The sequence below is a fragment of the Cypionkella psychrotolerans genome (genome assembly GCF_001294535.1).
GTDB classification, from domain to species: domain Bacteria; phylum Pseudomonadota; class Alphaproteobacteria; order Rhodobacterales; family Rhodobacteraceae; genus Cypionkella; species Cypionkella psychrotolerans.
In genome coordinates, this window is the sequence record NZ_LGIC01000066.1 from 105,915 (window position 1) to 122,353 (window position 16,439).

Genomic DNA, 16,439 nt, shown 5'->3' on the forward strand with positions numbered 1-16,439 from the left:
CCGATTTTCGCGCGAAAATCGTAGACGGAATTCGCGCGAATTCCGATTTCGGGGCGCGTCTGTCGCGCCCCTTTCTTTTGATCAAATTATTTGGCATAAGGCGATAAGTCCTGAAAGGTGCCCCTGATGTCCGAGTCTCTGATCGCCGGAATTCACCCAGACCGTCTGCAAAAGCTGCGCCTGCGCGAAGCCAAACGTTTTGCGCAGGGCCGCCCAAAGGCCCGCGCGGCACTCGACAAAGGTGCAGATATATTCCTCGATGGTGTGCCTTTGCACTGGATGAAAGACTGGCCGATGCCGCATTTGCCTTTGATCACAAAGGCCAAGGGCGCGCGAATCACCGATATCGACGGCTATGAGATCGACGATTTCTGTCTGGGCGACACTGGCAGCATGTTCGGCCACTCGCCTGCCCTTGTCGCCAAGGCGATCCGCCGCCAAGCCTCACGCGGGCTGACCTATATGCTGCCCTCAGAGGAGGCTTTAGAGGCGGGGCGTCTGTTGACGACGCGTTTTGGCGATTTCCGCTGGCAGATCGCCACCACCGCCACCGATGCCAACCGTTTTGCCATTCGCGTCGCGCGCGCCATCACCGGGCGGGCGAAGATACTGGTGTTCAACGGCTGCTATCACGGCACCGTCGATGACGCGATGGTCGAGCTTTCCAATGGCGTGACGCAGAACCGCGAAGGCTTGATGGGGCAAGTGGCTGACCTTACGCTCGGCGCTGTGGCTTGCGAATTCAACGACCTGAGCGCAGTGGAAGCGGCCCTTGCCAAAGGCGATGTTGCTGCCATCCTGACCGAGCCGGTGATGACCAATTCCTGCATGGTCCTCCCCGATCCCGGTTTCCACGCTGGCCTGCGCGCGCTGTCGCTGAAATACGGCGCGCTGTTGATGATCGACGAGACCCATACGATTTCCAGCGGGCTCGGCGGCTATACAGGCGTGTATGGCCTGACGCCCGATATCTTTGTGGTTGGCAAATGCGTGGCGGGCGGCATGCCCACCGCCGTCTGGGGCCTCACCCCGGAAACCGCTGCCCGCTATGAAGCCGCCAATACCGCCCGCGCGCCGGGACATTCCGGTATGGGCACCACCCTTTCGGCCAACCCGATGCAGTTCGCCTGTCTGAAAGCCACACTTTCGGGCGTGATGACGGCGAAAAACTATGCCCATATGGAAAGCCTCGCACACCGTCTGGCGCAGGGTCTTGGCAAATCCATCGCCCGGCACAAAGCGCCGTGGCATGTGGTGCGGGTTGGTGCGCGGGTGGAGTTCATCTGCGCTCCCGGCCCGTTGCACAATGGCACCGAAGCCGCCTTAGCGCATCAACCATCCGTGGAATCCGCGCTGCATGTCGCGCTGCTGAACCGGGGCTGCCTGATTGCCCCCTTCCACAACATGATGCTGATCAGCCCCGCCACCAAGAAACGCCAGGTCGATCGCCTGATCGCCGCCTTTGACGAAACCCTGTCCGAATTGTTTTGAGATAACCATGACCGATACTCACAGCCCCTCTGGTTCCACCGTCGCCGAGGCTGAAGCCTTTCTGGACGCGCATCCCGAGATCGAAGCTTTTGATATCGTGCTGCATGATGCCAATGGCATCGGGCGCGGCAAGATCATCCGCCGTCACGAATTGCTGGGCATGTTCAAATCCGGGCGGCATTTGCCGATCTCGATTCTGGGGTTGGATATCTGTGGCGAGGATGTGCATGAAACTGGGTTGATCTGGGATCAGGGCGACGGCGACCGTCGCGCTTGGCCGCTGCCGGGAACCCTGCGCCCGATCCACGCCAGCAAGCCGCCGCGCGGCGAGGTGCTGATGTGCGTCTATAACCTTGACGGCACCCCAATGAGTTCCGACCCCCGCCATGCCCTGCAACGCCAAGTCGATGCCTTGGCCGCAGCGGGCCTGCACCCGGCAGGCGCGTTCGAGTTGGAATTCTTCCTGCTGGCGAACGAGCGGTCCCCCGAGGGCAAAATGGTGCCCGCGCGCGATGTGTTGGACGGACGGCGGAACTCGAAAACCGATGTCTATTCGGTGGATCAGCTGCACGGGATGTTGCCGCTGTTTAACGATATCTACGCCGACGCCGCCAAGGCGGGTATCAAGGCGGAAACCTTGATTTCCGAATTTGCCCCCGGCCAGTATGAGCTGACCCTGCATTACCGCGAAGATGTGATGCAGGCGGCGGATGATCTATTGCGGCTGAAGCGGATGGTGCGCTATCACGCCCGCCAGCATGGCGTGACCGCCTGTTTCATGGCGAAACCGAATGAGGATTACGCCGGATCGGGCATGCATTTTCACGTCTCGATGCTGAATGACGCTGGCAAGAACGTCTTCATCGAGGCAGTCGAGGGCCAGTATAACGACACCATCCTGCACGCCATCGGCGGCCTGCGCGCCACCATGGCCGAGTCGATGTTGATTTTCGCGCCTCATGCCAATTCATGGCGGCGGTTTGCCTCAAACTCCTACGCCCCGGTCAGCCCGACGTGGGGGGGGAACAACCGCTCGGTCGCCCTCCGCATCCCTGCGGGCGACATCCGTGCGCGCCGTATTGAACATCGCCCGGCGGGGGTGGATGCCAATGCCTATCTGGTGGCGGCCACCGTGCTGGCCGGGGTGCGGTATGGCATGGCGAACAAGATGGATCCGGGGCCGGAAACCACCGGGAATGGCTACACCGATGCCTCGGATGCGCCACCGATTCCGGTGGATTGGCGCTCGGCGATTGAGGCGGCGAAGGCCTCGACGTTCCTGAAGGACGCCTTGGGCGAGGATATGCACCGCACCTTCACCGCGATCAAAGCAGCCGAATATGCGCGGGTGATGCGGACGGTGTCAGAGGTCGATTTCGATCTGTACCTGCATACCGTCTGAGGCCGCGCGGGCTGACGGTTCAGCAGCCTCCGGTGGAGATATTTGAGCGCAGAGGACGACCCTTTCTCTGCTCTTTCACATTGGCCTAAATTCCCCGCTGGAGGCACGCAACGCTGAGCTAAATGCGCGTTATCCATGCTTAAACCGACAGTCTTGCAGGCAAACCGGGCTTGCCGCGCGGATAGCTTCGGCGATCAGGGCGGGGATTTCCGGGCGCAGGCCGAGGGCGGGGAGTTGGGTTCCGGTGAAACCTGCGCGGAGCAAGGCTTCGGGGATGTCGGTGGTGACGTGGCCGCCGGAGGCTGCGAAGAACGGCAGGCAGAGGGCTTCGGGGCCGAGGCCGGGCAGGTCTTTCAGTTGCGGGGATTGGTCGATGAAGCCCACCTGGACCGCGCAGCCCAGTTCGGCGCGGATTTTGTTGGCGACATGATGGGCGATGTCGGAGGGGACCGAGGTTTTGGAGGAGCCGTGGGCGGCGAGGATGATCGGGCCCGCGCGGGTTTGCAGCGCTTCGGCGGCGGTTTTCACGGCGAGGTCGTGTAGGGTGGTGAGGCAGCCGAGCGGTTCCAGCACTTGCCAGCCTTGCGCCCCTGCGGTTGTCAGGCGGGCGGGAAGGTGGGTGCGGGTGAACCAGCCACCAGCCATGAAGACGGGGAACAGCAGGCCTCCGGGGCCGAGTTTGGCGATGGCTGCGCTGAGGGCCTCGGGTTCGGCGAGAGTGGCGGAGGCGACAGTTTGGCCGGGCAGATGTGCCGCCACTTTGGCCGCGAGATCGGCCAGCTCCGCCGCGGCGGGTCCGGGGCTGGAGGGTTGGCCGTGGGCGACAATCAGGGCGGGGGGCATCGGGGTTCCTTTGTTATCTCGCAACCTAGAGCAAGGCGGGCGCGGGGCAAGGGGGTTGGCTGCGGCGGGGTCAGTGTCCACGCGTGGACAAGACGATGGGTTATATGATTTCAAAGGGTTAGATCCATGGCATTAAGGGCTTGTTAAGCTCTGCGCCCTGCCCTGCCCGATCAAAACTGCGCCGCAGCGCTTGACACTTCGCCACCTTGAAGGCCTGATGCGCCCGACCAGAACCGGGATTGCCATGACCGATACGCGCTTGGGCGAGCTGTTGTCCTCTGCCCCTCCAACGCTCGGCGATGCCGAGGCTGCAAATCTTGCGCGCGCGCATTTTGGCGTGACGGGTGCGCTGAAACGGCTGACATCGGAACGCGATCTGAACATCCGCCTCACCACACCGGGGCAGGCCTATGTGCTGAAACTCGCCAACCCCGCCGAGCCGTTTGAGGTCACCGATTTGCAGACCAAGGCGTTGCTGCATCTGGAGGGGTCGGGGCTGCGGGTGCCACAGGTGATCCGCACCACCAGCGGGGCGACCGAGGTGAGCACGCCACATGGCACGTTGCGGCTGCTGACCTATCTGGAGGGGGTGCCGCAGCATTTGACCCCGCGCAGCCCGGTGCAGGCCCGCGCGATGGCCGGGATGGCGGCGCGGTTGACGCTGGGACTGGCCGGGTTTGCGCATCCGGCGGCGGGCTATGTGTTGCAGTGGGATATCAAGCAAGCCAGTGCATTGCGCCCGATGCTGCCTGCGGTGCCAGATGATTTGCAAGGGCTGGCGGGAGCGGCGTTGAATCGGTTTGACGCAATAGCGCCCGCGTTGGCAGGGCTGCGCTGGCAGGTGGTGCATAACGATCTGAACCCGCATAACGTGCTGGTATCGCCGGACAATCCAGATGAAATCGCCGGGGTCTTGGATTTCGGCGATATGGTACATACGCCGTTGATCTGCGATGCGGCGGTTGCGGCGTCTTATTGCGTTGATGCGGGTAAGCCGCTGGAAAGCCTGCTGAACTTCGCCCGCGCCTATCATGCGGTGTTGCCGCTGACCCTGCCCGAACGGCAGGTGTTCCCCGATCTGGTGGCGACACGGATGTTGACGACGATCACCGTCGCCTCGGCGCGGGCGCAGCGCTACCCTGATAACGCGCCCTATATTCTGCGCAATATGGCGACGGCGCGGGAGGGGTTAACGTCTCTTGCCGCCGTGCCCCGCGCCAATCTGCTTAACGCCTTGGAGGCCCTATGAAAAACGACGGAACCATGGTGAATGCCTATGTGCCCGGCAAAGGCGATTTGTCTGCAGAGGATCAAGCGCTGGTGGCGCGCAGGGCAAAGGCTTTGGGGCCTGCCTATCGGTTGTTCTATGAAACCCCGGTGCATCTGGTGCGGGGGGAAGGCGTTTGGCTGTATGATGGCGCGGGCAACGCCTATTTGGATACCTATAATAATGTCGCGAGCGTCGGGCATTGTCATCCTGCCGTGGTGGCCGCAACCGCCAAGCAGGCGGCGATTCTTTCCAGCCATACCCGCTATTTGCACGACACCGTGCTGGATTATGCCGAGCGGTTGCTGGCGACGTTTCCCACCGAGCTTTCCCATGTGATGTTCACCTGCACCGGGTCTGAGGCCAATGATCTGGCGTTTCGGATTGCCCGCGCCCATACCGGCGGCACCGGGTTTATCGTCACGGAAAACGCTTATCATGGCGTGACTTACGCGATTGCGGGAATGTCTCCGTCTTTGGGTGAAGGCGTCGCTTTGGGTGAGCATGTGCGCACCGTCCGCGCGCCTGATCCGTTGCGGATGACGGGCGACTTAGGGGCGGCTTTTGCGGCAGAAGTGCAGGCGGCGATTGACGATATGCTGCGGCATGGCATCAAGCCTGCGGGGTTGATTGTCGATACGATTTTCTCGTCGGATGGGGTGTTTGAGGGGCCTGCGGGGTTTTTGGCCCCTGCCGTGGCGGCGATCCGTGCGGCGGGTGGGGTGTTTATTGCCGACGAAGTGCAGCCGGGCTTTGGCCGCTGTGGTGACACCATGTGGGGCTTTCAGCGCCATGGGCTGGTGCCGGATCTGGTCAGTTTGGGCAAGCCGATGGGCAATGGCTATCCGGTGGCGGGGCTGGTGATGCGGCCAGAAGTGATCGCGGCGTTTGGCGCAAAAGCGCGGTATTTCAACACCTTCGGCGGCAATGCGGTGGCGGCGGCGACGGCAATGGCGGTGCTGGAGGTGATCGAGTCCGAAGGTTTGCAGGAAAATGCGCGGGTGGTGGGCGGCTATTTTGCCGATGGTCTGCGCGGGTTGGCGGCGCGGTTTGACTGCCTTGGGCCGTTGCGAGCGGCAGGGTTGTTTTTGGGGCAAGAGATTGTCTCGGGCGGGCCGCTTGCTGCGGATGCTGCGAAAACCGGGCGGATCGTCAATGGCTTGCGCGAGGCGCGGGTGTTGATCTCGGCCACCGGGCCAAGGTCGAATGTTTTGAAGATCAGGCCGCCGCTGGTGTTCTCAACGGCGAATGTGGATACGTTCTTGGCAGCGTTTGAGGCGGTTTTGCGGAGAGTGTAACGCGCGGCGGGGTGGACCCCGCCCTACCGGATACCCGACGCTGTTTTGAACAAGGAGTAAGGCGGGGTTCACCCCGCCGCGCCAAGGTCCACCCAAAGCGGGTGATGGTCTGAGGCGATTTCGCTGTTGTCGGTCCAAGCCCGGCGCAGATATGGGGCAAGGTCGCCCGTGACAAAGCAATGGTCCAACTGGCGCTGCCGGGTTACTCCGGCGATGATTTTCTCATGTGTATGCAGGGTTTGGCCCAGATGCGCGACCGCGTTGGTCAGGCCATCGGCATAGAGCGCGCCGGGGTGGTAAGGGGTTTGGCCGCTGATCCGGGCGTGTTCGGCGCTGCCGGGTTCGCAGTTGAAATCACCCATCCAGATCGCGGTTTGTGGGCAGGGCGGCTCGGGTTGGGATTCGGTCCAGTTGCGGGAAGGCTCGTCGTCGGTGCCGCTCCATGGGCCGCCCGTGCGGGGGATTTGGGCGTGCAGATGCAGCAGGTGCTCGATTTGGGCGAGGCGTTCTTCGGTGCCGACATGGGCGAGGTGCAATGAGATCACGCGGATCGGGCCGAGCGGAGTTTGGATCAGCGCCTCAAGCGCGGGGTTTTGGGTATTGAGCGGGCTGATCATCCGACGCATTGGCAACAGATGCAGGCGGCTCCACAGGATCGGCCAGCGCGACAGGATCATGGTGCCGAACTGACGGCGGCGGTTGATCACACGGCTGCCATCGGTGGTGGAGGCGTCCATGTCAAAGCCGGGGCCGTAGGCGGTGTAATAGTTTGGCAAGAGGCGTTCGAGGATCGCGGGTTGGTCGTCGTGGCGCGTGCGCGACCAGTGGCGCTCGACCTCTTGCAGGGCGACGATATCGGCGGCGCCTATGACTTTCGCGGCGCGGGTAAGGTCGTAGTGGCCGTCCGCGCCATAGCCGTATTGGATGTTGTAGCTGAGCAATTTCATGAGCCGCAGACTAGCGGGGACGCCCCGGCTTGGCTAGGCTGGGGGCGACATGGGATGGGGGGAAACGCGATGATTGTTCGGGCAGTGGCGGCAGGGGATCTGGCGGCTTGGGAGCGGCTTTATGCGGGGTATGCGGCGTTTTATGGCGTGGCGCAGACCGAGGAGATGCGGGCGCGGGTCTGGAGCTGGCTGATGGACCCCGCGCATGGCACCGAAGGTTTGGTGGCAGAGGTCGATGGTGTGGTGGTGGGGATCGTGCATTACCGCAGCTTTGCGCGGCCATTGTCGGCGACTATCGGGGGATTTCTCGACGATCTGTTTGTCGGGCCTGAGGCGCGAGGATCGGGGGCGGCGGAGGCTTTGGTGGAAGGCGTGGCGGATGTCGGCCGCAAGCGCGGTTGGTCGCTGATCCGCTGGATCACCGCAGAGGACAATTACCGCGCGCGGGGCTTATATGACCGGGTGGCCGAGAAGGCGAAATGGGTGACCTATGATATCAAGTTGTAAGTGATGCGGGGCGGGCAGAAAGAGCCGCTGTATCGCCGCGTGAATACGCGGACGCATCATGTGGAGCATGGCGATCGCGGTGGCGAGGCGCGGTGGGAGCGCCATACCAAAGCCAGTATGAAAGATGAAAGGATGCGTGGCTCGATGCATCCGGGACATCGGCATGGGCTGGACTACACGCCGCTCTATCGGTTTTTGCTGTCACGGCTGGGGCGGGATTGGGATGAGGTGGTGTCCGAGGCCCTGCCCCGGATTGCAGACAGGGATGCACTTTATCATATGGTGGCGCGGCGCGTGGATGAGGAGCGCGACTTTGTGCGCTTAGGTGAAAACAGCTATTGGAGCGGATTGCGGGTGAATGCGGCGAACCAGTTGGAAAGGGTCGCGCCGGATTTAACAGCCGAAGCGATTGAACCGTGGTGTACTTGCTGTACCCATACGCTCAATGGGGTGGCGATTGCCTTCAGCAAGGAACGGCTTGAGAAGGCTTGGAAATATGTGCCGGAGTCAGAGTGCTGACACCACCCACGGCTGCGGGTAGCGGTATTCCTCAAGATTGGCGCTGGGGCCGATGCGGTCGATGACGGCGAACAGGCCAGGAGCGTGCAGTGGGGTGAGCACACCGTGCCATGTGCTGCGGTGCAGGTTGATGGCTTGCGCGCCATTGGTGAGAAAGGCGCGGGGTTTGTCGGCTGGGCTGGTGGTGACGATGACGAGGAACGGGTTTTGCGTCATCGGGATGAAGGCTTGGCAGCCTTCGGGGTGACGCTCGATCAGATCGAAGCGGTAGGGAAGTTGGCGCGGGGTGGCGTTGAAAATCGAGAGGCCGGGGCGGTTTTGCGGGCTGACCTCGGGGGCGAAATCGAGGCGGGCGCGGTCGTGGTGGCGCTGGCACATGCCGTCGTTGATCAGGCGGAAATCGCCCGTCGCCTCCAGCACATCGCCGAATGGGGCGAAGGCTGCTGCGGTGAGGGGTTCGGGGCGGATATCGGACATGGTGCGCCTTGGACTTCTGGACAAGCGAGGGGTTTCACACCCCTCGCGCTCCCCGTGGGATATTTGAGCACAGAGGATGACAATTTTAGCTAAGTTTTAGGCAGATTTAGCGGTTTGGCCGATAGCCACCCGGCCCGCGCAGGTTGGCGTGGCGGTTGACGTCTTTGTAGAGCAGATAGCGGAAGCGGCCGGGGCCTGCGGCGTAGCAGGCTTGCGGGCAATAGGCGCGCAGCCACATGAAATCGCCTGCCTCAACCTCGACCCAGTCTTGGTTGAGTTTGTAAACCGCTTTGCCTTCCAGCACATAGAGGCCATGTTCCATGACATGGGTTTCTTCAAACGGGATCACGCCTCCGGGTTGGAAGGTGACGATATTGACATGGGCATCGTAGCGCACATCATTGGGATCGACGAAGCGGGTGGTGCCCCAGACGCCATTGGTGTCGGGCATCAGGCTGAGGTTCACGTCTTTTTCGTTGATCACGAAGGCGGGGGGGATATCGACGCCGGGGGCGGGCTCGTAAAGTTTGCGAATCCAGTGAAAGCGGGCGGGTTGCTTGCCTTCGGCGAGCAGGCGCCATGTCGCACCCGGCGGGATGAAGGCATAGCCGCCTGCGTCCAACTCGTAGCCCATGCCGTCGATGGTCAGGGTGATCAGGCCGCCGGTGACGAACAGGAAATGTTCCGCGCCAGTTTCCGCATCGGGCGCGTCAGAGCCGCCGCCCGGTTGCACCTCCATCACATATTGGCTGAAGGTTTCGGAAAAGCCTGACATCGGCCGCGCGATCAGCCAGAGTTTGGTCTGCCGCCAACCGGGGAGGCAACTGGTCAGAATGTCGGAAAAGCAACCTTTCGGGATAAAGGCATAGGCGTTGGTGAAGACCGCGCGGCCCGTCATTAGGGTGGTTTGGGCGGGCAGACCACCGGGGGGGGTGTAATATTGGCTCATGGCAGTTGATCCTTCAGGCGCAGTGCGGCGATGCGTTCGACTTGTTTGCAGGCAGTTTGCAGTTCGATCTCGGTCGGGTTGGCGATGCGGGACTCGAAGGCTTGCAGGATTTGCGCCTTGGTGTTGTCGCGCACGGCGATGATGAAGGGGAAGCCATGTTTGGCTGTGTATTGGGTGTTCAGGGCTTGAAATTGGGCGCGTTCAGCGGCGGTGAGGGCATCCAGCGCGGCGGAGGCTTGCTCAGAGGTCGAGTCGGCGGTGAGTTGTTTGGCGGCGGCGAGTTTTCCGGCAAGGTCGGGGTGGGCTTGCAGCACGCCGAGGCGTTCGGCGGGACTGGCCGTGCGGAAGATGCGCGCGAGGACGCTGTGCAGGCCTGTGGCGCTATCATGGGCGGGGCCGAGTTCCAGATCGAAGGCGCGGTCGGCAATCCAGGGTGAATGTTCGAAAATGCTCCCATAGGCGGCGATGAAGCGCTCACGTGTCATCTGAGAAGGCCGCTCGAAGCGCTTGTGCGGATGGGCCTTTGCCCAATGTTCGGCGATTTCGATGCGGCGGGGGAACCACACGTGATTGTGGGATTTTGCATAGTCGAGGAAGCGCTTGAGCCCTGCGATTTTGCCCGGACGCCCGATCAGGCGGCAGTGCAGGCCAATGGAGAACATCTTCGCTTTGCCCTCTTGGCCCTCGGCATAGAGGGTATCAAAACTGTCTTTCAAGTATTGGAAGAACTGCTGGCCTTCGATGTAGCCCGGTGCTGTCGCAAAGCGCATGTCGTTGGCTTCCAGCGTGTAGGGGATCACCAACTGGTCGCGCTCGCCCACCTCGCGCCAATACGGCAGATCGTCGTCATAGGTGTCCGAGATCCAGTCGAATTGACCGGTCTCGGCGGTCAGATCCACGGTGTTCAGCGAACAGCGGCCCGTGTACCAGCCGCGCGGGGGATCCCCGACGACTTCAGTGTGCAGGCGGATCGACTCGGCGATTTGGCGGCGTTCTTCCTCGATAGGCATATCGCGGTGATCGACCCATTTCAGGCCGTGGCTGGCAATCTCCCAGCCTGCGGATTTCATCGCGGCGACTTGTTCGGGGTTGCGGGCAAGCGCGGTCGAGACGCCGTAGATCGTCACCGGAATATCCATGCCGGTGAACAGCCGGTGCAGCCGCCAGAAGCCCGCGCGTGCGCCGTAATCGTAGATCGATTCCATGTTCCAGTGGCGCTGACCGGGCCAGGGGGCTGCCCCTGCGATGTCAGACAAAAACGCCTCGCACTGGCCATCGCCGTGCAGGATGTTGTTCTCGCCGCCTTCTTCGTAGTTCAGCACCAGAGATATCGCGATTTTGGCACCACCCGGCCAAGCGGCATCGGGGGCATCGGGGCCATGGCCTCGGAAATCGCGGGGGTAGCGGGGCATGGGGGACTCCTTTTGTTTCAGACTATATCGAATATCGACGCGGGTTTATCAAATAATCCCGAAAGGAGTTTTGCGGCTTGGCAGGGGGTGCGGGGGCGAGCAAGCTGGGGTAGGCTGGCGCAAAATGGGGGCGAAGATGGGCAAGTTGACCACGCATGTGCTGGATACGGCGAAGGGCAAGCCTGCGCATGGGGTGAAGATCATGCTGTATCGGATCAGCGGGATGAGCCACAAGAAAATCGCTGAAACCGTGACCAATGCCGATGGCCGCACCGATGCGCCGATGTTGGAGGGTAAGGCGCTGACGGCGGGGGTTTATGAGCTGGTGTTTTGCGCCGGAGAATATCTGATGGCCTCGGGACAAGCCTCGGGTGAGGTGCTGTTTTTGGACGAAATCCCGATCCGGTTTGGCGTGGCGGATGCAGAGGGGCATTACCATGTGCCGTTGTTGATCTCGCCCTTCGCCTATTCGACCTATCGCGGCAGTTAAGCGCAGGCTGTGGTCCCGGCTTGCAAAACCGCCGCTGCGGCGCATCTGTTGCAGACGGAATGTGCTGGAGGTGACGTATAACCCCCAAAGCCTCGAAGGACGCAGATGCAAAGCAGCGATGACATTGCCAGAATGTTGGCCGGGGGTGGGGCCAAGCGGCGGCGCTGGCCTTGGGTCGTGTTGGTGCTGGCGGTTTTGGCTGCGGCGGCGGCGTGGTATTATATCGGCCGCAGCGCCGGGACGGCGGAGGTGCGCTATACGACCGAAGCCGTCGCCAAGGGCGATCTGGTGGTGGTGGTGACAGCCACCGGGACAGTGCAGCCGACCACGGAAGTTGAGGTGTCCTCGGAACTGTCGGGGACTTTGACCAGCGTTTTGGTGGATTACAACGATACGGTGAAAGTCGGCCAAGTGCTGGCGCAGTTGGATACCACCAAGCTGACCGCACAAGTCGATAATGCGCGCGCACAACTGGCCTCGGCGAAGGCCAAGGTGACGCAAGCCGAAGCCTCGGCACGGGAAGCGGCGGCGGTGCTGAAAACCCAGCAGGAGTTGGCGGCGCGCGGGGTGGCGACACGCAAGGATATGGTGGGCTACGAGGCCTCGGATCAACGCGCGCAGGCGGCGGTCGAGATTGCGCGGGCGGATTTGACTTTGGCCGAGGCCAATCTCGATCTGGTCAGCGCCGATCTGGGCAAGGCGCAGATACGCAGCCCGATCAATGGCGTGGTGTTGGATCGCACCGCCGAAGCGGGGCAGATCGTGGCGGCAAGCTTTGAGGCGCCGGTTTTGTTCAAGCTGGCGGAGGATCTGCAGCGGATGCAGTTGTTGGTCGATATTGACGAGGCCGATATTGGCAAGGTCAAGGTCGGCGATGTGGCGGATTTCACCGTAGAGGCCTATCCGGCCCGCAGTTTTCCGGCGGTGATCACCCAAGTGCGGTTTGCCCCGGAAACCACCAATGAGGTGGTGACCTATAAGGCGGTGTTGTCAGTGGATAATCCCGATGGGCTGCTGCGCCCCGGCATGACGGCGACAGCGGTGATCACGGTGGACAAGGTCGCGAATGCGCTGCTGGTGCCGAATGCGGCGTTGCGCTATGCGCCGCCCGTGCAAGAGGCTGGGCGTGGATCGTCTGGTGGTCTGGTCGGGCTGATCCTGCCCACGCGCGGCAGTCGTGGTTCTGCGGGCCTTGGCAGTGGCAAGTCGATCTGGCTGTTGCAGGCGGGGGTGCCTGCTGAGGTCGCGGTGGTGTTGGGGGCGACGGACGGGCGCTCTACTGTCGTGACGGGTGAACTGACCGAGGGCGATGCGGTGATCACCGACCAGACTTCCGGGGCGCGCTGATGCCGCCGTTGATCCAGTTTGCTGGCGTATCCCGCACCTATGGCCGGGGTGAGGCAGAAGTGCGGGCGCTGGATGGGGTGGACCTTAGCATCGAACGCGGAGAATTCGTCGCCATCATGGGGCCGTCGGGGTCTGGAAAATCCACCGCGATGAATATCATCGGCTGTCTGGATCGGCCCTCGGCGGGGAAATATCTGTTTCAGGGCGTCGAGGTGCAGGATCTGGACCAAGACCGCCGGGCGCTCTTGCGCAGGCATTGTCTGGGCTTTGTGTTTCAGGGCTTTAACCTGCTTGCCCGGCAATCGGCATTAGAAAATGTCGAATTGCCCTTGATCTATAGGGGCTTGCCGAAGGCCGAGCGTGTTGCCCGCGCGCGGTTGGCCTTGCACAAGGTTGGGCTGGAGGGCCGCGAGGGCCATGATCCGTCGCAGCTCTCGGGCGGCCAACAGCAGCGGGTGGCGATTGCGCGGGCGCTTGCCAGTGATCCAATGGTGATCTTGGCGGATGAACCTACGGGCAACCTCGACAGCCAACGCAGCCATGAGATCATGCAGCTGTTGCAAGCCTTGAACCGCGACGGCATCACCATTGTGATGGTGACGCATGAGAACGACATCGCCGCTTACGCCCAACGTTTGCTCGTGTTCACCGATGGCAAGCTGACCCGCGATGAGGCCACCCCTGCCCTGATCTCGCGGAGCGCTTAGGATGTTGTGGGAAACGGTCAGCCTCGCCTTCACCACCATCATCCGCAACAAGCTGCGGACGTTTCTGACCGTGTTGGGCGTGGTGATTGGCGTCGCTGCGGTGATCGCGATGGTGACGATCGGGCAAGGCAGTTCGGCGCAGGTCAGCGCCAGCGTGGCTGCCCTCGGCACCAACGTGCTGACCGTGCGCCCCGGCACCCGCGGCTTTGGTCCGCCGACCGGAGGTGCCACGGCCCCCAGGTTTAGCCTGAAAGATGCCGAGGCTTTGGCGGATTTGTCGCTGGTGGGCTATGCCGCCCCGGTGGTCAGTTCCGGGCAAACCGTGGTGTTCGGCAATGCCAATGCGGCGACGCAGGTCTATGGCACCAGTGGCGATTACACCCGCGTGCAGAATTGGGCGCTGCGGACGGGGCGCAGTTTTGAGCCGCATGAGGAAAGTGCCGGATCGGCGGTTTGCGTTCTGGGCCAAACGGTTGCGACAAAGTTGTTCGGCAATTCTGACCCGGTCGGCCAAAGTATAAGGGTGAAAAACGTCGCCTGTCAGGTACTGGGGGTGCTGAGCGCGCGCGGCTCGGGCAGTTTTGGGCAGGATCAGGATGATCTGGTGTTGATGCCCGCGAAAGCAGTGCAGCGGCGGCTGGAGGGCAATGCCAATGTCGACAGCATCGCGGTGGCCTTGCGCAAATCAGTCAGCGCGGAAGATGGTATCGCGGCGGTGCAAGCCGTGCTGCGCGAGCGTCGGCGGATTGGGCTGACGCAGCCGGATAATTTCAGCGTCTCCGACAGCAAAGAGCTGTCGAATATGCTCGGCGGCATCAATACCGTGCTGACCGGGCTGCTCTCGTCAGTGGCGGCGGTCAGCCTGTTGGTCGGCGGTATCGGCATCATGAATATCATGCTGGTCTCGGTCACCGAACGCACGCGCGAGATTGGCATAAGGCTGGCGGTGGGGGCGAGTGCCAGGCAGGTTTTGCTGCAGTTTCTGGTCGAAGCGGTGGTGCTGTCGTTGCTCGGCGGTGCGATTGGCATCGGCTTGGGGTTGGCGATTGCCTATGGCGGCTCGGTGTTCATGGCGATCCCGTTTGTGCCCTCGGGTGCGGTGGTGGCACTGGCCTTCGGGTTTTCGGCACTGATCGGGGTGGTGTTTGGCTATTTCCCGGCCCGCCGCGCCGCAAGGCTCGATCCGATTGAGGCGTTGCGCTATCAATAGCGCTTGCTGTGCGCAGGCAAACTGGATGAACTTGTGGCAACAAGGGAGGCCCGAATGCGGGTGTTGGTCTGGGCGGTACTGGCGGGGCTATGGGCGTTTCCAGTGCTGGCGCTGACGGCGGATGATCTGTGGCAAAATGCGCAATCGCAAGCTGAGACGCGGGGCATGCGGCTGAGCGCAGAAGTCACCCCGCTCAAAGACGGCTTGCGGCTGACCGACCTGCGGCTGGTGCTGCGTGGTGCGACCGAGCCTTTGCTATTGGCCGAGGTGCTGGAGGCCACCGATGCCGCCGATGGCAGTGTCACGATTGGGTTGCTTGGCCCGTTGCAACTGCGGACGCGCAATGGGCAGGATTCGCTTGATTTGCGTATTGGTGGCGTGGCGGCGCGCTTGCGGATCAGCCATAGCGCGCAGGGCAATGACTTCAGCTTGCTGGCCGAACAGCTGACGGTGGCGCTTGCGACGGATGACCCCGCGCAGACCAGCGGCACCGCCCGCAGCATGACGGTGGCCAATCTTGATTTCGGCAAACTGGACGCGGGATTTTCCTTCTCGCAGCAGCCCCCCGCGCAGGCGCAGGTCCATCTGGCTTCGGCGCTGTTTCGTGTCGATACCTCGACCGAAAACGACCAGACTGGTGCAAAAGAATTTAGTCGCGGCGAGATGCGGGATGGGGAAATCACCCTGATGGCGACGCTGCCCGCGGGCGTTGACTGGCTGAATTTGCCGGAACGCGACGGTGAGGTGGATGCGACAAAGCTGATGCTGCCCGGCTTCGTCGTTCGGCTGACAAGCAAGGACTCGGGCAGCAGCGGGGTGACAAGCCATGCGGGTTCTGATCTGGACTATGCGGCGAGCTATGAAACCAAGCCCAGCTTTTTCCGCTTCGATTTCGCTGCAGATGGCTTAAGCTTTGATATGGGCATGGATGGGATAACCGCCACGCTGGATCTGCCAAAGCTGGCGCAGAAGGATGTGGGGCTAAGCCTTGGCCCGCTGCGCATGACGACGCAGCTTCCGGTGGGGGAGGTGCCCGCCCCTTGGCAGTTTGCTTTCAAGCTGGACGATATCGCGACCAATGCGGCGGGATGGGCGGTGCTCGACCCAAGCGGCGGGTTTGGGCATGACCCGGCGCAGTTTGATCTGGATCTGTCGGGCGTGATGAAGATGTCGGTGGCGCAAATCCTCGCGAAGCAGGATGCCGTGATCTATGCGATGGATCTGAACCGTTTTGTGCTGCAGGCGCTGGGGGCGAAGATCACCGCCAGCGGTGGGCTGACGATGGACACCAGCGACCCAAAGGCTGTGCCCACCGGCAAAGGCTCGGCCCGGATAAGTGGCGGGATGGCGGTGCTGGAGGAGTTCATTCGGCGCGGCGTGATCCCGTCGGATGCGGTGATGGGGCTGCGCTATGGCTTGGCGATGTTGACCGATAAGCCGAAAGACGCCGGACCAGATCAGGATGTACTGCAATCGGATGTGGAAATCCGCCCGGACGGCCATGTCTTCGTCAACAATCAGCAGATCAAATAGCACCAGATCGGTTCAGGCTTACAGGGAATCGGAAATCGCT

General features: G+C 62.2%; 16 protein-coding genes. 11 read left to right on the forward strand and 5 right to left on the reverse strand.

Annotated elements, in window-relative coordinates:
• Positions 1–126: 126 nt before the first annotated feature.
• Positions 127–1,491 carry an aspartate aminotransferase family protein gene (locus AKV04_RS15340; protein WP_054007296.1) on the forward strand — a complete coding sequence of 455 codons (1,365 nt, stop codon included), beginning with the start codon at positions 127–129 and terminating at the stop codon, positions 1,489–1,491.
• 7 nt (positions 1,492–1,498) lie between these two features.
• Positions 1,499–2,893 (forward strand): glutamine synthetase family protein, encoded by a 1,395-nt coding sequence (locus AKV04_RS15345; RefSeq protein ID WP_054007297.1) that lies wholly within the window; start codon positions 1,499–1,501, stop codon positions 2,891–2,893.
• Positions 2,894–3,022: 129 nt separating this feature from the next.
• Here the strand turns inward: AKV04_RS15345 and AKV04_RS15350 are convergent, their stop codons facing one another.
• Entirely contained in the window at positions 3,023–3,736 is a 714-nt protein-coding gene (locus tag AKV04_RS15350) for a sirohydrochlorin chelatase (RefSeq protein ID WP_054007298.1), read from the reverse strand.
• Positions 3,737–3,953: 217 nt separating this feature from the next.
• On the opposite strand from AKV04_RS15350, the gene AKV04_RS15355 reads away from it, so the two are divergent.
• Both AKV04_RS15355 and AKV04_RS15360 read left to right on the forward strand, forming a co-directional pair.
• A complete protein-coding gene (locus AKV04_RS15355) occupies positions 3,954–4,985 on the forward strand; it encodes a phosphotransferase (RefSeq protein ID WP_235815655.1) in 1,032 nt (343 codons plus the stop codon).
• Positions 4,982–6,301, forward strand: coding sequence for an aspartate aminotransferase family protein (locus tag AKV04_RS15360; protein ID WP_054007299.1), 1,320 nt, complete (start codon positions 4,982–4,984; stop codon positions 6,299–6,301). The genes AKV04_RS15355 and AKV04_RS15360 overlap by 4 nt, the downstream gene beginning before the upstream one ends.
• Before the next feature lie 68 nt (positions 6,302–6,369).
• On the opposite strand, the gene AKV04_RS15365 is transcribed toward AKV04_RS15360, so the two are convergent.
• A complete protein-coding gene (locus AKV04_RS15365) occupies positions 6,370–7,248 on the reverse strand; it encodes an endonuclease/exonuclease/phosphatase family protein (protein WP_054007300.1) in 879 nt (292 codons plus the stop codon).
• 69 nt (positions 7,249–7,317) lie between these two features.
• Between AKV04_RS15365 and AKV04_RS15370 the strand changes: the two genes are divergently transcribed.
• Positions 7,318–7,755 (forward strand): GNAT family N-acetyltransferase, encoded by a 438-nt coding sequence (locus tag AKV04_RS15370; RefSeq protein WP_054007301.1) that lies wholly within the window; start codon positions 7,318–7,320, stop codon positions 7,753–7,755.
• A gap of 3 nt (positions 7,756–7,758) precedes the next feature.
• Complete coding sequence (locus AKV04_RS15375) at positions 7,759–8,274, forward strand: hypothetical protein (RefSeq protein ID WP_202905627.1); 516 nt, start codon at positions 7,759–7,761, stop codon at positions 8,272–8,274.
• Here AKV04_RS15375 and AKV04_RS15380 read toward each other — a convergent pair.
• From AKV04_RS15380 to puuE, 3 genes are all read right to left on the reverse strand, one after another.
• Positions 8,263–8,751 (reverse strand): ureidoglycolate lyase, encoded by a 489-nt coding sequence (locus AKV04_RS15380; protein WP_054007302.1) that lies wholly within the window; start codon positions 8,749–8,751, stop codon positions 8,263–8,265. The two genes, AKV04_RS15375 and AKV04_RS15380, sit on opposite strands and share 12 nt — an antisense overlap.
• Before the next feature lie 106 nt (positions 8,752–8,857).
• On the reverse strand, positions 8,858–9,700 hold the full coding sequence (locus AKV04_RS15385) for a bifunctional allantoicase/(S)-ureidoglycine aminohydrolase (RefSeq protein WP_054007303.1): 843 nt from the start codon (positions 9,698–9,700) through the stop codon (positions 8,858–8,860).
• Positions 9,697–11,112 carry an allantoinase PuuE gene (puuE, locus tag AKV04_RS15390; protein ID WP_054007304.1) on the reverse strand — a complete coding sequence of 472 codons (1,416 nt, stop codon included), beginning with the start codon at positions 11,110–11,112 and terminating at the stop codon, positions 9,697–9,699. The genes AKV04_RS15385 and puuE overlap by 4 nt, the downstream gene beginning before the upstream one ends.
• A 136-nt stretch (positions 11,113–11,248) precedes the next feature.
• On the opposite strand from puuE, the gene uraH reads away from it, so the two are divergent.
• The 5 genes from uraH (at position 11,249) to AKV04_RS15415 (ending at position 16,399) form a co-directional block, all read left to right on the forward strand.
• On the forward strand, positions 11,249–11,602 hold the full coding sequence (gene uraH, locus AKV04_RS15395; RefSeq protein WP_082351669.1) for a hydroxyisourate hydrolase: 354 nt from the start codon (positions 11,249–11,251) through the stop codon (positions 11,600–11,602).
• Positions 11,603–11,707: 105 nt separating this feature from the next.
• Positions 11,708–12,949 (forward strand): efflux RND transporter periplasmic adaptor subunit, encoded by a 1,242-nt coding sequence (locus tag AKV04_RS15400; RefSeq protein ID WP_054007306.1) that lies wholly within the window; start codon positions 11,708–11,710, stop codon positions 12,947–12,949.
• Positions 12,949–13,656: an ABC transporter ATP-binding protein gene (locus AKV04_RS15405; protein WP_054007307.1), complete on the forward strand. Its 708-nt coding sequence runs from the start codon at positions 12,949–12,951 to the stop codon at positions 13,654–13,656. Before AKV04_RS15400 ends, AKV04_RS15405 begins: the two co-directional genes overlap by 1 nt.
• A gap of 1 nt (position 13,657) precedes the next feature.
• Complete coding sequence (locus tag AKV04_RS15410; protein ID WP_054007308.1) at positions 13,658–14,866, forward strand: ABC transporter permease; 1,209 nt, start codon at positions 13,658–13,660, stop codon at positions 14,864–14,866.
• Between the two features lie 54 nt (positions 14,867–14,920).
• On the forward strand, positions 14,921–16,399 hold the full coding sequence (locus AKV04_RS15415; protein ID WP_054007309.1) for a DUF2125 domain-containing protein: 1,479 nt from the start codon (positions 14,921–14,923) through the stop codon (positions 16,397–16,399).
• Positions 16,400–16,439: the final 40 nt, after the last annotated feature.

Excerpts from the sequence above, each read along its gene's own strand:
- AKV04_RS15400 (WP_054007306.1), top strand. The coding sequence starts at position 11,708 with ATGCAAAGCAGCGATGACATTGCCAGAATGTTGGCCGGGGGTGGGGCC.
- AKV04_RS15355 (WP_235815655.1), top strand. The coding sequence starts at position 3,954 with ATGCGCCCGACCAGAACCGGGATTGCCATGACCGATACGCGCTTGGGC.
- AKV04_RS15385 (WP_054007303.1), bottom strand. The coding sequence starts at position 9,700 with ATGAGCCAATATTACACCCCCCCCGGTGGTCTGCCCGCCCAAACCACC.
- AKV04_RS15350 (WP_054007298.1), bottom strand. The coding sequence starts at position 3,736 with ATGCCCCCCGCCCTGATTGTCGCCCACGGCCAACCCTCCAGCCCCGGA.
- uraH (WP_082351669.1), top strand. The coding sequence starts at position 11,249 with ATGGGCAAGTTGACCACGCATGTGCTGGATACGGCGAAGGGCAAGCCT.
- AKV04_RS15370 (WP_054007301.1), top strand. The coding sequence starts at position 7,318 with ATGATTGTTCGGGCAGTGGCGGCAGGGGATCTGGCGGCTTGGGAGCGG.
- AKV04_RS15415 (WP_054007309.1), top strand. The coding sequence starts at position 14,921 with ATGCGGGTGTTGGTCTGGGCGGTACTGGCGGGGCTATGGGCGTTTCCA.
- AKV04_RS15345 (WP_054007297.1), top strand. The coding sequence starts at position 1,499 with ATGACCGATACTCACAGCCCCTCTGGTTCCACCGTCGCCGAGGCTGAA.
- AKV04_RS15340 (WP_054007296.1), top strand. The coding sequence starts at position 127 with ATGTCCGAGTCTCTGATCGCCGGAATTCACCCAGACCGTCTGCAAAAG.
- AKV04_RS15405 (WP_054007307.1), top strand. The coding sequence starts at position 12,949 with ATGCCGCCGTTGATCCAGTTTGCTGGCGTATCCCGCACCTATGGCCGG.
- AKV04_RS15380 (WP_054007302.1), bottom strand. The coding sequence starts at position 8,751 with ATGTCCGATATCCGCCCCGAACCCCTCACCGCAGCAGCCTTCGCCCCA.
- puuE (WP_054007304.1), bottom strand. The coding sequence starts at position 11,112 with ATGCCCCGCTACCCCCGCGATTTCCGAGGCCATGGCCCCGATGCCCCC.
- AKV04_RS15410 (WP_054007308.1), top strand. The coding sequence starts at position 13,658 with ATGTTGTGGGAAACGGTCAGCCTCGCCTTCACCACCATCATCCGCAAC.
- AKV04_RS15365 (WP_054007300.1), bottom strand. The coding sequence starts at position 7,248 with ATGAAATTGCTCAGCTACAACATCCAATACGGCTATGGCGCGGACGGC.
- AKV04_RS15375 (WP_202905627.1), top strand. The coding sequence starts at position 7,759 with ATGCGGGGCGGGCAGAAAGAGCCGCTGTATCGCCGCGTGAATACGCGG.
- AKV04_RS15360 (WP_054007299.1), top strand. The coding sequence starts at position 4,982 with ATGAAAAACGACGGAACCATGGTGAATGCCTATGTGCCCGGCAAAGGC.